General features: G+C 33.5%; 13 protein-coding genes. 10 read left to right on the forward strand and 3 right to left on the reverse strand.

All coding sequences use genetic code 11. The features are described from left to right. Nucleotides 1-79: 79 nt before the first annotated feature. Nucleotides 80-523, reverse strand: a complete 444-nt coding sequence (locus Z053_RS28540; RefSeq protein WP_152538313.1) for a GNAT family N-acetyltransferase — start codon at nucleotides 521-523, stop codon at nucleotides 80-82. Nucleotides 524-1,096: 573 nt separating this feature from the next. Between Z053_RS28540 and Z053_RS0113945 the strand changes: the two genes are divergently transcribed. Then, nucleotides 1,097-1,336 (forward strand): HTH domain-containing protein, encoded by a 240-nt coding sequence (locus Z053_RS0113945; RefSeq protein ID WP_035096159.1) that lies wholly within the window; start codon nucleotides 1,097-1,099, stop codon nucleotides 1,334-1,336. Between the two features lie 99 nt (nucleotides 1,337-1,435). Beyond that, on the forward strand, nucleotides 1,436-2,107 hold the full coding sequence (locus tag Z053_RS0113950) for a DUF2293 domain-containing protein (RefSeq protein WP_025665627.1): 672 nt from the start codon (nucleotides 1,436-1,438) through the stop codon (nucleotides 2,105-2,107). An 89-nt stretch (nucleotides 2,108-2,196) separates the two neighbouring features. Here Z053_RS0113950 and Z053_RS0113955 read toward each other — a convergent pair whose 3' ends face one another. Further along, a complete protein-coding gene (locus Z053_RS0113955; RefSeq protein WP_025665628.1) occupies nucleotides 2,197-2,703 on the reverse strand; it encodes a hypothetical protein in 507 nt (168 codons plus the stop codon). Between the two features lie 671 nt (nucleotides 2,704-3,374). On the opposite strand from Z053_RS0113955, the gene Z053_RS0113960 reads away from it, so the two are divergent. Beyond that, nucleotides 3,375-3,824, forward strand: coding sequence for a hypothetical protein (locus Z053_RS0113960; RefSeq protein ID WP_025665629.1), 450 nt, complete (start codon nucleotides 3,375-3,377; stop codon nucleotides 3,822-3,824). 45 nt (nucleotides 3,825-3,869) lie between these two features. Here Z053_RS0113960 and Z053_RS0113965 read toward each other — a convergent pair whose 3' ends face one another. Next, nucleotides 3,870-4,553, reverse strand: coding sequence for a sterol desaturase family protein (locus tag Z053_RS0113965; RefSeq protein ID WP_025665630.1), 684 nt, complete (start codon nucleotides 4,551-4,553; stop codon nucleotides 3,870-3,872). Between the two features lie 374 nt (nucleotides 4,554-4,927). On the opposite strand from Z053_RS0113965, the gene Z053_RS0113970 reads away from it, so the two are divergent. From Z053_RS0113970 to Z053_RS30145, 7 genes are all read left to right on the forward strand, one after another. Continuing rightward, nucleotides 4,928-5,107: a hypothetical protein gene (locus Z053_RS0113970; RefSeq protein WP_025665631.1), complete on the forward strand. Its 180-nt coding sequence runs from the start codon at nucleotides 4,928-4,930 to the stop codon at nucleotides 5,105-5,107. A 434-nt stretch (nucleotides 5,108-5,541) separates the two neighbouring features. After that, complete coding sequence (locus Z053_RS0113975) at nucleotides 5,542-6,084, forward strand: hypothetical protein (RefSeq protein WP_025665632.1); 543 nt, start codon at nucleotides 5,542-5,544, stop codon at nucleotides 6,082-6,084. Nucleotides 6,085-6,393: 309 nt separating this feature from the next. Further along, nucleotides 6,394-7,704 carry a hypothetical protein gene (locus Z053_RS0113980; RefSeq protein ID WP_025665633.1) on the forward strand — a complete coding sequence of 437 codons (1,311 nt, stop codon included), beginning with the start codon at nucleotides 6,394-6,396 and terminating at the stop codon, nucleotides 7,702-7,704. 132 nt (nucleotides 7,705-7,836) lie between these two features. Further along, nucleotides 7,837-10,197 (forward strand): EcoAI/FtnUII family type I restriction enzme subunit R, encoded by a 2,361-nt coding sequence (hsdR, locus tag Z053_RS0113985; RefSeq protein ID WP_025665634.1) that lies wholly within the window; start codon nucleotides 7,837-7,839, stop codon nucleotides 10,195-10,197. Further along, complete coding sequence (locus Z053_RS30140) at nucleotides 10,197-11,057, forward strand: HNH endonuclease (RefSeq protein WP_025665635.1); 861 nt, start codon at nucleotides 10,197-10,199, stop codon at nucleotides 11,055-11,057. The genes hsdR and Z053_RS30140 overlap by 1 nt, the downstream gene beginning before the upstream one ends. Next, the gene (locus tag Z053_RS0113995; RefSeq protein WP_025665636.1) at nucleotides 11,057-12,487 is read left to right on the forward strand and encodes a class I SAM-dependent DNA methyltransferase; all 1,431 of its coding nucleotides are present in this window, start codon (nucleotides 11,057-11,059) and stop codon (nucleotides 12,485-12,487) included. The genes Z053_RS30140 and Z053_RS0113995 overlap by 1 nt, the downstream gene beginning before the upstream one ends. Nucleotide 12,488: 1 nt before the next feature. After that, nucleotides 12,489-14,819, forward strand: a complete 2,331-nt coding sequence (locus Z053_RS30145) for a restriction endonuclease subunit S (protein WP_025665637.1) — start codon at nucleotides 12,489-12,491, stop codon at nucleotides 14,817-14,819. Nucleotides 14,820-14,823: the final 4 nt, after the last annotated feature.

Raw genomic sequence — 14,823 nt, forward strand, 5'->3', positions numbered from 1 at the left:
AAGTTAGTAAAAATAGTATAGGTAGTTGGTATGATAATCATACATTTCCTTAAAACAAGACTTAGAGTAAAAAGGAGTGTTATTTATCTTTTTTTAGCTCAAAATTAATAAGTACAATAGGGTCTTTGTCTTCTATTCCTCCTGCAGCGGCATATGCTTTTCTTGCAGCTATATTAGAATGTTCTGTTGCCAACCAGGCTTCTTCACAGTCAAATTGTTTTGCATATTCACATAAATACCTGGTCACTTTGCGTCCGATGCCTCTATTATGATATTCATCCAGTACAGAGACTTCATCGATAAAGAATACAGGGTCTTTATCGGGGTGAACATAATGAAATCCCGAGGCCATTCCTACAATTTGTGCACCATCATAGGCTAGTACCATGTGGTGTCTTGGATCCTTTAAAAATTCTTTGGCCCGATTTGTTTTTATGGGGTAATCAAACAAGGCATCTCCCACCTGCACCATTGCAGAGAGATCAGCTTCGGTAGCCAGTTTTAATGCTATGTGTTCTACCATGTTGACAATATATATTACTACCAATGTACCATTTTTTTGAGTACCGGTACTTCTTTTTTTCTTACAAATCAAAAACTTAACATTGCAGGTGTTTCTTGTTATTTATGATATAATACGTATAGACCAAAAATGAGTTCCCTCATCAAAAAGGGGAGTTCCCTCATTTATGATTTTATTACCATAAGTTACGTGATATTTTTAAGTATAACTTAAACCCGGATTATGCAGTAGAAAATCTATTACGCTTTGAAACTGCTTCAAAATATACCGTTGCACTACATTTTTCAGTTTAACCATAGCGATGCTATGCAAAAACTAAGAAAATTGTCATATTTTATGGTACTTTCAAGTCTCATAACGAAGTTCTACTGCATAATCCGGGTTAAAACAACTCACCATGAAAAATTCAACACACTACAGTAGTACAATTCATCAATATTTTTTCTCAATACTGTGCATATATAGGACATGAGTCAGTAATCATATCACGACAACATAGTTTAGCATAACAATCTCACTGTTACAGAAAGGGAAAGGATTGTTATTTGGTATAACACATAAAGAGAAACGTATATGGATTGTATGATCAAACATATCAAAATCATAGAACGAATGGATCAGCTTATTCGTTTACAAGCCACCGGATCACCAGAAAAATTTGCACAACGATTAGGGATTTCAAGAACCAAACTCTATCGAATGATAAAACTTATGAGAGCATTAAACGCTCCGATCGAGTATGATACAGTTATTCAAAGTTATGTTTATACAGAGGCGGTAGGATTTACTTTTGGATTTTATATCAGAAGATAAAAATAATCATAACGAGTATACATAAGGAAAAGATGATGTTTTTGAGACGAATTCAATACTAAAAAATGTATTTTCGCCTTCTTTTAAAACAATTGATATTTGGCTACAACCTCTCAGAATATATTTTTAACGAAGAAAGAAAAACTTCGATGTATACAATGTGGTAAACGCATTCTTGTCGGGAAATCATTTGTAGCAGAAAGCGAGAAACACAAAGGCACCTGTTTTAGTTGTTCTCCGTTTGGCGGGTATGTATTGTTGCCGCCAGGAGATGCCGCAATGACCCGTAGATCTAAGAAATATTCTACCTTGTGCGGAGTAGTATGGGCATGGAATCAGCGTCGAAAACGCTATGAGCGACAAGGACAGTTGGTGGAAGAAATTGCAATAGAGAAAGCAAAAATAGAATGCCAGAAAGATCAGGATATTCGTGCAGAAAAAAATAGAAAAGCAGCTATAGTACGAGAACAACAAGACAAAGAATATATTATTAATTTCGCCATCGCTATTAGAAAACGATATCCTAATTGTCCAGCAAAGAGAGAGTTTGATATAGCAAAACATGCATGCGAGAAATATAGTGGTAGAGTGGGACGTACAGAAAATGCTAAGGAGTTTGATGATAAAATGATTGATCTTGCAGTAGAAGCTCATATACGACATGCCGAAACTAATTATGACGATCAGTTTGGTAAAGGGAAACGTAAAAAAGAAATCCGAAAAGAAGTACGATCAGATATCAATCAAGTATTAAAACACTGGAAAAAGTAATGTTCAAAAGTGAGACATGACTATAGGACAAATAAAAAAGCAGACTTCACTTAGAAGCCTGCTTCTTTACTATCGATACTATGAATTCTCTATCTGTATACTGTGTAAGCTATTACACAAGAATTGCTTTCTCTTTCATTACATGTCCAAAATACAATGTCGGCACTAATAAAAGCAGCTCCGGTAGAACTGGTTAATTGATTTACGTGTGCCTGTAGATCGTCTTGATAGTGATCCAAATTGATATCTCCGTCACCGTCAACATAATAGATCATACTTTTGTAGTGTGTAGAAACGGCTCCTGTTGGTGGCCATATACGAGGATACGTAGTACATTCTTTTACATAACGTTCGAACTCAGATGAAGCATCATCGCTACATCCTTCATCTCCGTGAAGTGTACAATTAGCCTTAGCTTGAGTAGGAACAAGTTTGCTTAATTCCTCTTTAGTTGCCTGACGATGCTCTACAGTACCCACTAATTCCAGATATGGATTAGTCTTAACAATTTCTGGTTGTTCAGTATTCGTTTCACAAGAGGTAAATAATACCAGGAATACTAATAAACTTGATAAGATTTTTGAGTGTAATTTCATTTTATATTTTTTATTGGTTAATACTTCTACTAAATAACTAATTATCTACCTGATACTATTCGGTTTGTATTTTAAGAAAATGTAAAGAAACCAATTCATACTTCGGGGAAATTTCACCTATTTATAATGATAAATTAACAAGTAAATAACGCATTGTATTTTGAAGAAAACATTTATACTATTGACTATACATCATAATTTACCTGACACCTAGAGTTTATGCAAAGAGCGACACAATCGCTCTATTATCGAAGCATATCAATTGCCGGATTATGGAATGAACTACTTTGAGACAGAGCCGCGAGAAATTCTTTAAATTAAACACTCGATCACCTACGGTAGCACCATATAAAGTTATGTTTATACACCTATTGTACATTTACTTCTGGATTTTTCAGAAGAAAATAAAAAGCTTAAAATGATTATAAATAAAGGAGGAAACAGATATGTTGCTTTTTAGATTATAGATTAATTACTATATTATAGCAGTTGTGTATTAACCAAAAATCTGTCAATTCAGGTATTTCGATAAGTTCTGTACACCTATCGAGCCTTCCATCTTTATTATAGATAATAAGGGTTTTGGTTAAAAAATATCCAGATACACAACTAGCACAACGGCTTATTTAATATTACTTTTTATGGGGGTTTAGGAAATATGTATACATAATATGGGATATATAAAGGATTCTCCTTTCTACAAGGACGCGATACACGAATTTAATTTTTCTAGCGGTAATTATTACCTGTTTGATACTTTTGTAGTTGCAGAGATTAATGAAGGAGTGCTATTTACATGGGAGGACCATGCCAAACCCATAACCGAAGAGTTTGCTCACCTGTATGATAATAATGGTGAAGATATTGTATATATATCCAACCGCGTGAACTTATATTCTGTAAAACCTAGTGATTGGGTTAAGTTTTTTAGAAATGGTTATAATCTAAGAGGGTATGCGGTAGTAAGCTATACTTCGAGAGGAATTTTTAATTCTTTGATAGAAAAACTCTTTATGAGAAATAGTTTCCAGAGCTTCAATAATCTTGAAGATGCCATTGCTTGGGCAAAAGAACTTGCTCAAAATACAGAAATAGATCCTGAAAATGAGAAAAGCGCATAAGCATATGCTTTCTTTTCTTATTGAAGGAATACAAAAATTGATAAATTAGTCACGCTTTGCACTATAATAGTAGGTGCCAAAAATCCTATCCCAGATCACGGTATAAAATCCAAAATTGTATTTGGAGTATTCGTGATGGTTTCTATGAAAAACATTATTACCAAATAGTAAAACTCGTTTGTTCGAAGATGTATTTAGATGCGATAAAACTCCGATCAACCAATTAAAGAATAGAAAGAAAATAAAGCTATAGAAATTAAGAGAGATTACCAATGGAAGCAGGGTTAGTATACAACCAAAAAGAATAGCTTCAAGAGGATGCATCACATAGAGGCTAATCTCGTTAAAACTGTAGTGTTCATGATGTTTTTCATGTGCTAATGTAAATGGCCATACATAGTGAGAAGCATAATGAAATACATACATTACAAAATCAACAACCACAAAGAGTAGTATAAAATCCCATATAAGGTTAGTATCGGTAAACGTAATGTTGGAGTTGATAAAGAGCAGATATCCGGGAATTGCAACGAGTACATTAATTATCATAATTACAATAGAAAGCGTAACATCTTTCTTTTCGATGGGTAACTTTTGATGTCGATAAAAAGATGACCATAGATAGCTAATCAGGATGGTACATAAGAACATTGCTATATTTGCGATAAGCAGTAGTCCCCAAAAATAGAAGGGATTATGTAATTGGCTAAGATGATCTATAGTTTGCAATAGTAATACTTGTAGTTGATGTACAAATTTAGTGGAATTTTGATAGACTTAGAAGTATTTGTTGAGTAACCTAGGACTTCGGCTTCGCTCAGTCCTCGATTTGAATGAAAGAACGACTTCTTCCGAACCCTGAGGTGTCACACTGAGCCTGTCGAAGTGGTGTCGAAGGGTGAGATTGATCGAGATAAAAATTGGGCTTCGAGAGCCTCAGCCCACAATACGAATAAAGCAACGAATCCCGAACCCTGAGCTTAGCCGAAGGGATAACAACCAGACCATTTTATTATCAAAAAATGACAGGAATCATTATTCTGAAACCAAGTGTATTGTATTTTTATCAAAAATCAGGAATATAAATAAAAACAATATCGATTATGGAATTTATGGAAATCAAAGACAAACAGGGAATTATGCATTATATCAATCCCAGTCATATTTCGGCTATTTGCGAAATAGATGGAGAGTGCAAAATTAACTTAATGGGACAGGAGTATATGATCACTCAGGATACCTTAAAAGAGGTAAAACTGCATCTTACTTCGTTTAGGCATTAGTATCTTTATATTTACCGAACCCTGAGGCTCTCGAAGGGTGAGCTCTTCGATAAACTCAGAACAGGCCTGTCATAACGCCAGTATGGGTAACATGTTTATAATGAGGGTGTCAGTACCGTTTGGTTGAGTAAATGTATCTTATAGAAAACTAAACGTTATCTTTTGATGAGTAACCGTTATTTTACTGTTTAAAAGAAGCTAAATACCAGAACGACAGCCTGTCAGCTATCGTATTTGTGTTACTTTTTTAAGAGGCGGATAAATAAATCATTGATAATTAATCAATTATTATTTAAAATTAACATATAATTATTATGAAATATGTTAAAAATATAAATAATCGGTATTGTAATTGACTTAGTATGTACTCAAATAATTGTAGAACTTAATCCGGATTGTGTCGTATGATTCGGGTTTTAAAAAACAAAAAACGTATGAGTAATGTATTAAACAACCGATTATCGGTTACCGTAGATCCACAAGTGATCACAGAAGTAAAAAGTAAGATTGAAGAAATCAATACTTTATTACCATTTTTAACAGGCTTAACTAAGGAAGAGCGTAAAACCTTGCCTAAAATTAACAGAAGTAACAAGCTCTTTGTAGAAGATACTTTAAATAGTATGCGACAGAACGAAGAAATTGTACCGGGGTATATTAACCTGGATGAGGTAGAAAAGGATTATGCGCTCTATAACGAGCTTAAGGTATTGGCATTAGAATTGGCCGAATTGAGTGAGAAGGTAAATGATACCCGTATTCTTGCCGGATCAGAGGCATATACAACGTCACTATTGGCCTATAAGATGTTTGGTATGGCGGCACAGAGTGGGGTAGCTGGAGCAGAGTCACTATATACACGATTAAGAGAACGTTTTGCGAGTACCGGTACTCCTACAGAGGATACGGTAATCGACGAAACCGATCCGGATACCACAGGTACAGACACCGATAGCATTGCAGGCGAAGCTGCATAATCAATCACTGATGGTTGTATTCAAATTGTACCCTGAGCGTAATCGAAGGGTAATTTGAAATACATCCTCTACACATCCTATAAAGAGGAAGACACTCCCGATAGTTGGACGCAACTATCGGGAGTGTTTTTTTGTTTAATAGAAAAGATAGTTGCCAAAAACGAGTATAAATACCTGTTTTATATCAAATGAATAAAAATTAATTTGCTACTTAATTTTTTAAAAAAAATACTCGCCACTGGGTATGGTTTTGCACAATGCAGTTGTTTATTTTTCGAAAATAAAATAACGAATCAAAACAAAATTATCATGAAATTAAAATTACTTGCTTTTCTGCTTTTTATCTTATCAAATTGTAGTGTTATTTTTTCTCAACAACTAAAGAGTCCAGTTGAACAGTACAATAAAGATAGGTGGAGATATACCTATAAAAACGGGGTTAAGGTTGATTCTGTCCAAAAATTATTTAATCCTAAAATGCTTAATATTCTTTTTGCTAATAAAGTGGGAACATCATTTGGAGGTTCTAATGATTTGTCGCTACAAAAGTTTCATGCTTCATTAGATGCGGATGATAACTCACTATCTATTGGGGCTAATTTTGATTCCAGGAGAAAAGATGAGCTCAAAAAATTATCTTGGATATTAAGTGTTGGAATAAAAATTAAGGCATCCAATAAGTTTGCCACGGTTTATAAAAATGGAGATTTTCAAGAAGACAACATCGGTAGTACACTTAAGGCGACATGGATTGGAAGAGGGGTTATAAATTTTAATGATAAAACTAAAGGTAAAAAGAAAAAACTTCGAAAAAAAGCTGTTAAAAATAATCGGGAAGAACTTGAAAAGAAATACAACGCTGCTGCAGCTAAATTTAATACTGATAATCTTTCTGATTTTGACATTTCTCAAAGTAATGCAATAAATTATGATAGTGATATTACAAGTGTGCAAGATGCGTTGGACGATAAAACAGATGCTTCTTATGTAGAAATGGCAAAAGAAGAAATAAAATACTTAGAAGATGCAAAAATGTATCGCTATTTATGGGATCATTGGTATTCAATAGAGCTTTTCACACCTTTTGGAGAAAACACATATAATGTTGCAACGGATCTAACAACTGCATTATCCAAAAAAACTTTTTATGCGTTTAATGCCACTGCATCGGGAACAACTATGTGGCAATTCTCGAATGGTATCTCAACTTTTATTAACTTACAAGTAAGTCTTAAGAACAATAATAATATCATTGTAGATAATATAAGTTCTAAACCTTTTCAAACAATTGTAGCTGGAGATAATAATATAAATATTGTGACTGAAAGTACAGATGGATATGTTACTACATATAATGAATTTATAACGGGAACTGTAAAACTAGAACCTGCTATTTTCTTTTTGAATAACACCATTGGTCTTAGCCCAGCGATTGAGCTGAATACAGGGGAATATAATGAGACCAACTGGAAATTAGGAATTCCAGTTAGTTTCAAAGATAAAGATGGAAAGCCAAAAGTTAATTTCGAAATACAATGGAAAGAACAAAAAACATTTAATTCTAGTATTCATTTAGTAGGTATCAGTGCTAATTTCCAATTCGGAAATTTAATCAATTAATAAAAAAGGGATCATTTTTCCCTCGGACAGAAAAAATGATCCCTTTTTTATTTAGATATCTGTTTTTAACTTTTACAATAATCACTATATTCGGTGAAGTAATAATCTTACCCCAGATTTAATAAATCAACTTTGAATAAGAAAGATCTTTCAGAAAGAGATATCTGTACTAAGTATATTAATCCAGCTATACAAAAAGCTGGTTGGAATATGATGAAACAGGTACGTGAAGAAGTTTCATTTACAGATGGCCGTATTATTGTACAAGGTAGTGTTCATACTAGAGGGAAAACAAAGCGAGCGGATTACATTCTATATTACAAACCTAATATCCCTATTGCTATTATAGAAGCAAAAGACAATAAGAAAGCTGTGGGTTCTGGAATGCAGCAGGCGTTAGAATATTCTGAAATATTACAGATCCCTTTTGTGTTTACCTCTAATGGTGATTCTTTCGTTTTTCACGATAAAACAATTGAATCGGGTCAATTAGAAAGAGAGATTTCATTAGATGCTTTTCCTAGTCCAGAAGAATTGTGGATAAAATACCTTGACTTCACAGGTATTGAATTACCAGAAGCAAAGGAAATTGTATCTCAAGACTATTTTGTTGATGACGGTGGGATGTCTCCACGATATTATCAGCAAAATGCAGTAAATAGAACAATAGAAGCCGTTGCCAAAGGTCAAAATCGTATTATTTTGGTGATGGCCACAGGAACGGGTAAGACCTATACCGCTTTTAATATTATTTGGCGTTTATGGAAGGCCGGAGTTAAAAAAAGAATATTATTTCTTGCCGATAGAAATGCTCTATTAAATCAAACTAAAACAGGAGATTTCTCACCATTTGGGAATGATATCATGCATATTATTAAGAATAGAAAAATTGATAAGTCTTATCAGATCTATTTTGCATTATATCAAGGATTGACAGGCAACGATGAATCTAAGAATGCCTATAAAGAGTTTAGTAAAGATTTTTTTGATTTGGTAATTATTGACGAGTGTCATAGAGGTAGTGCATCAGAAGCTTCTGCATGGAGAGAAGTACTAGATTATTTTTCTAATGCTACTCAAGTTGGTTTGACCGCTACGCCAAAGGAGACTAAAGATGTTTCTAATATGGCGTATTTTGGAGAACCCATTTATACATATTCATTAAAACAAGGTATAGAGGATGGATTTCTTGCGCCCTATAAAGTTGTAAGGGTTACAACTACAGTCGATGAAGGTTGGCGACCAACAAAAGGGTTATTGGATAGGTATAATAATGAAATAGAGGATAGGATTTATAATCTAAAAGATTATGATCGCAAATTGGTAATTGATGGACGTACACAAGTAATCGCTCAAAAGATTACTGAATATCTAAAAGCCACAGATCGCTATGCAAAAACCATTGTTTTTTGTATTGATATAGAACATGCAAATAGAATGCGGCAAGCATTAATAAACGAAAATGCGGATTTGGTATCTAAATATCCAAATTATGTAGTAAAAATAACTGGTGATGATGAAGTAGGAAAGCGTGAATTGGATAACTTTACAGATGTAGAAGAAAGAATTCCAGTTATTGCCACTACTTCTAAAATGTTGACAACAGGTATTGATACCAAAATGGTAAAACTAATTGTTTTAGAATCTAACATAGGTTCTATGACAGAATTTAAGCAGATTATTGGTAGAGGTACACGTATTAGAGAAGCAGATGGAAAAGTGTATTTTACCATTATGGATTTTAGAAAAGCGACCAACCATTTTGCCGATCCTGATTTTGATGGAGATCCCGTTCAGATTTATGAACCGCAGGATGATGATCCCATGGTTCCTGATCAAGAACCAGAAAAACCACTTGATGGAGAAACCCCTCTAGAACCCGATTATCCAGTTTCTCCAGATATCACAATTGATGATATACTCACAACACCCAAAAAGTATTATGTAAACCAGGTGTCTGTTTCTGTAGCTCATGAACGAGTACAATATTATGGTTCTGATGGTAAATTGATTACAGAGTCTTTAAAAGATTATACAAAGGCTAATATAGAACGAGAATTTACTTCACTAAATGTGTTTTCTCAAAAGTGGAATGCCACAGAAAAGAAAGAAGAGTTTCTTAAAGAATTGGCGGAACAAGGAGTTTTAATAGAAGCTTTACGCGAAGAAGTAGGAAACGATATGGATGCCTTTGATTTGATATGTCATGTAGCATTTGATCAACCCCCACTTACAAGAAAGGAAAGAGCTAATAATGTACGAAAGCGTAACTATTTTGCAAAATATGGAGGATTAGCTAAAGAAGCGTTGAGTAGCTTATTAGATAAATATGAGGAAGAAGGAATTGTATCTATTGAACAGGGATCTGTACTAAAAGTAAAACCTTTGAATGAGATAGGTTCTCCTGTAGAAATTGTAAAGGCGTTTGGTAAAAGAGATGATTTCGAAAAAGCGATTAAAGAATTGGAAAATGAAATTTATAATATAGCCTAATGTTTACTGCTAGAGATATACAATGGGTACGTAATGTAAAGAGAGATGGAGGAGAACTACCAGCCTATTTAGAAAAAGGTGCAAAAGACGAGTTTATTCTGCAATGGTCAGATAGGTATGTAGATGAGAAAGAAGCCTTAAAACCTAAAATAGGAGAATTAATATTGGTCTTTCAAAACATCAATAAGTATAAAGGTATTCAATTAACTCATTTGGTAACTCCTTTAGAAAGTAAGCACGTTGATTGTTCTAAGGAAAATTCACAATATCCTTGGGGAAGAAGAGTTGCGGTTATAGCTAGAGTAGATGATGGGTATAACCCTAAACCCAATGATTTAAAGTTTGGTAGTGTAAGTAGAACACACTCGTTTGATATTGAAAAAATAAAATCTAACCCTATTATCTCAAAAGAAACGTTACAAAAGAAAATATGGAATACCTTTACAAATCATTTTAAGAATGATAAAAAGATAGAAGATATTTATTATAGTATTCTAGAAAATAATATCGACAATAATGTTTTAAGTGCTATAGAGGGTATAGAAACTGAAGTAATACGGAAGCATATATTGAGAGAGCGAAGTTCTTCTTTAGTGAAGGAAAAGAAAAGGTTAGCAGTAGAACGAGATGAATTACAATGCAAATGCTGCGGATTTGATTTTGAAAAAGTATACCCGGGAGTTGGCAAAGGATTTATAGAATGTCACCATACGTTACCTATTAATCAAGGAGAGCGTATCACTGAACTTGAACATTTAGCATTGGTATGTGCTAATTGTCATAGAATGCTGCATAGAAAAAATGAAAAAGGAGCGTATTACCAAGTAAAAGAATTAAAAAGAGTAATCAATAACAATTAATGAGTAACATTACAACAAACATAAAAAGCATACGAGATATTATGCGTAAGGATACCGGAGTAGATGGAGATGCGCAACGTATCTCACAGATGGTATGGATGCTTTTTATGAAGATATTTGCAGATAAAGAAGAGGAATGGGAGATTACTATAGATAACTATAAAAGCCCAATACCTGAAAATCTAAAATGGCAAAACTGGGCAGCAGATGAAGAAGGATTGACAGGAGATCAATTGATGGATTTTATTAATAACCAATTATTTCCTATGCTTAAGGAATTGGATATCACTTTTAGCCCGCAGGCGAAAATTATTCGTTCGGTATTTGATGATACCTATAATTATATGAAAAACGGAACATTGTTTCGTCAGGTTATCAATCAAGTCAATACAATAGATTTTAATAGTACTACAGAACGACATTTGTTTAATGATATTTATGAAACGATCCTAAAAGAACTACAATCAGCTGGTTCATCTGGTGAATATTATACCCCAAGAGCGGTTACCCAGTTTATGGTAGATATTATTAATCCGCAGCTAGGGGAATCAGTATTGGATCCTGCATGCGGGACAGGTGGTTTTTTAACATGCAGTATAGATCATACTCGTCAACAAGTTAATACTCCTAAAGATCGAGAAGTATTACAAAAAGGTATTCGTGGGGTAGAAAAAAAACCACTACCACATTTATTATGCACTACCAATCTAATGCTTCATGGTTTTGATGTGCCGGCAGTGCGCAGAGATAATTTATTAAGCAAGCCTTATAGTGATTGGGGAGTAAAAGATAAGGTGAACATCATTCTGACCAATCCACCGTTTGGTGGAGTAGAAGAAGATGGAACAGAAACCAATTTCCCCAAAAAATTTAGAACCAAAGAGACTGCAGATTTATTTTTGGCATTGATCATTCGTTTGTTAAAAGATGGTGGACGTGCTGCAGTGGTTTTACCTGATGGTACATTATTTGGAGAGGGTGTAAAAACACGGATTAAAGAAGAATTACTAGCTAAATGTAATCTACATACTATTGTACGCTTGCCTAATGGAGTGTTTAATCCATATACTGGGATTAAAACCAATCTCTTGTTTTTTGAAAAAGGAACGCCTACCAAAGATATCTGGTATTATGAACATCCATATCCAGAGGGAGTAAAAAGTTATAATAAAACCAAACCCATCAATATCAAAGAGTTTAATGTAGAAAAAAAGTGGTGGAATAATAGAGAAGAAAACCAATATGCTTGGAAAGTTTCTGTTGATGAGATTAAAAAGCGAAACTATAATTTAGATATAAAGAACCCATATCAGGAAAAAGATGATTTGGCAAGCCCAGAAGAGTTGTTGCAAAAATATCGTGCTACAGAAAAAAAGATTACTTCAATACAAGATGAAATTGTAAAAGTGTTAACCGAAGCCCTACAATAATATGCAGTTATTAGAACACTTTCACAAACTAAGCATTTATCCTAAGAATGCTAAAGAATTAAAAGGACTAATTCTGCAATTGGCTGTACAAGGTAAGTTAACCAAAAAATGGAGAGAGATAAATTCAAATGTAGAACCCGCTTCTGAATTGTTAGAACGAATTAAGGAAGAAAAACAACGGCTGATTGCCAAAAAGAAAATCAAAAAAGAAAAACTATTACCTCAAATCACTAAGGATGAAATCCCTAATGAATTACCTGAGGACTGGATCTGGTGTAGATTTCAAGAAGTTTTTGATATTCGAGATGGAACCCACGATTCTCCAAAGAACGTTACAGGAACAAATTCTTATCCATTAATAACTAGTAAGGATTTTAAAAACGGAGCAATAAGTTTTTTAAATGCAAAAAGAATTTCTAAAGAAGACTATATTAAAATAATTCAACGATCATTAGTTGAAGAGGATGATATTCTTTTTTCAATGATTGGTGGAAATATAGGAAGTCAGGTAATGGTTAAAGGGGATACTAACTTTGCAATCAAAAATGTAGCTCTTTTTAAATATTATAAAAAATCTTTAAGTGTACCTAGTTTCTTGAAAAAATTTAGTGAGCATATTGCTTACTCTTTGCAGAATAAAGCGAGTGGAGGTGCACAACCTTTTGTTTCTTTAACTTTTTTGCGTCAGTTATTGATTCCTTTTCCACCACTCGAAGAACAAAAAGCAATCGTAGAAATTGTAGAACAATTGTTTAAAGAAATTGAACAGTTAGAACAGTTGACAGATAAGCGTATCCAGCTGAAAGAAGATTTTGTTGTTTCTGCATTGCATCGATTGCAAGAAAATAATACTCAAGAAGAGTGGGTGTATCTACAAAAGCACTTTAAAACCTTCTTTACAGAAGAGAATAATATTAAAAAGTTACGAGAAACAATCTTACAATTAGCCGTTCAAGGAAAACTAACAAAAGATTGGCGAAAGCAAAATCCCAATATAGAACCTACTTTAGAATTATTAGAGCGAATCAAAGCAGAAAAACAACAGCTGATTACTGAAAAGAAAATAAAAAAAGAAAAACCATTACCTCCAATAACTGAGGATGAAATACCTTATGGACTACCTGAGAGTTGGGAGTGGTGTAAAATGCAAGAAGTGGGATTGTTTCGAAGAGGAAAATCAAAGCATAGACCAAGAAATGATATAAAACTCTTTGTAAATGGTAAGTATCCATTAGTCCAAACAGGAGATATAAGTGCTGCTAAGCATAAAGGAGGGTTTATTACTACACATAAATCAAGCTATAATGATTTTGGTCTTGCTCAAAGTATTTTATGGGATAAAGGGACTTTGTGTATAACGATAGCAGCTAATATTGCGGAAACAGGTTTTTTAAGCTATGATGCTTGTTTTCCTGACAGTGTTGTTGGCTTTACTTCTTTAAGTGAAGATGTTATTTCTAAGTATGTCCAATTCTTTATTGATATCACTAAATCTGATCTTGAACGTTATGCTCCATCAACAGCACAAAAAAATATAAACCTTGGAATTTTGTTTGGATTAAACTTTCCACTACCTCCTTTAGAAGAACAAAAAGTTATAGTTCAAAAAGTAAATACTTTAATGGGCTTATGTGATCAATTAGAGGTGCAAATTAAAACAGGTAAGGAACAATCAGAAAAACTAATGCAATCTGTTTTAAGAGAAGTTTTTACTACTGAAGAAAAAGAAGAGTCCAAAATAGAGGATTTGATCCCTAATATTAATAAGTATATGCAAGTAGCTATGATTACCCAAAAGATGGAAAATGCATTTGGTTTTAATCATGGTAAGGTAGAAAAACAAAAAACTAGTTTCTTACTAAAAGCTATTAAAAAACAACCCATCCCATATAACTTCGAAAAATCTAATTATGGTACGTTTTCTTGGGAGTTGTCAGAGGATTTAGATAGTAGTCCTTTTTTGTGCAAAAACAAAACAGATAAAGGATTAGTATATCAAATAAAATTAGATAAACAACAGGAAATATTGACTGCTCTTAATGCGCCAGAAAATTCATCTTTTGTACAAGCAATCGATGAACTCGTCCAAGTATATCAAAATCCATTGGTAGCTGGTAAAACCGACAAAATAGAGTTGCTTAACACAATCTGTAAGTTAATCTTAGATCTAAAATCAAAAGATTTAGATATTATCTATAAAGCCATGCAAGATTGGCAGATTAAACAGGATGGCTACAGTACTAAAGCAGATAAGTTTTTGAAGAAAGACGTTGAAAAGATGTTGAAGTTGGTAATTAAGTTGGGATGGGATAAGGATTTGATAAAAATGTAAGTAA

Source organism: Aquimarina megaterium XH134 (genome assembly GCF_000520975.1).
Classification (GTDB): Bacteria; Bacteroidota; Bacteroidia; order Flavobacteriales; family Flavobacteriaceae; genus Aquimarina; species Aquimarina megaterium.

Bases quoted from the DNA above. Each gene is read 5' to 3' on its own strand.
- Z053_RS30145 (WP_025665637.1), top strand. From the start codon at position 12,489: ATGCAGTTATTAGAACACTTTCACAAACTAAGCATTTATCCTAAGAAT.
- Z053_RS0113980 (WP_025665633.1), top strand. From the start codon at position 6,394: ATGAAATTAAAATTACTTGCTTTTCTGCTTTTTATCTTATCAAATTGT.
- Z053_RS0113975 (WP_025665632.1), top strand. From the start codon at position 5,542: ATGAGTAATGTATTAAACAACCGATTATCGGTTACCGTAGATCCACAA.
- Z053_RS0113995 (WP_025665636.1), top strand. From the start codon at position 11,057: ATGAGTAACATTACAACAAACATAAAAAGCATACGAGATATTATGCGT.
- Z053_RS0113960 (WP_025665629.1), top strand. From the start codon at position 3,375: ATGGGATATATAAAGGATTCTCCTTTCTACAAGGACGCGATACACGAA.
- Z053_RS0113970 (WP_025665631.1), top strand. From the start codon at position 4,928: ATGGAATTTATGGAAATCAAAGACAAACAGGGAATTATGCATTATATC.
- Z053_RS30140 (WP_025665635.1), top strand. From the start codon at position 10,197: ATGTTTACTGCTAGAGATATACAATGGGTACGTAATGTAAAGAGAGAT.
- Z053_RS0113945 (WP_035096159.1), top strand. From the start codon at position 1,097: ATGGATTGTATGATCAAACATATCAAAATCATAGAACGAATGGATCAG.
- Z053_RS28540 (WP_152538313.1), bottom strand. From the start codon at position 523: ATGGTAGAACACATAGCATTAAAACTGGCTACCGAAGCTGATCTCTCT.
- Z053_RS0113955 (WP_025665628.1), bottom strand. From the start codon at position 2,703: ATGAAATTACACTCAAAAATCTTATCAAGTTTATTAGTATTCCTGGTA.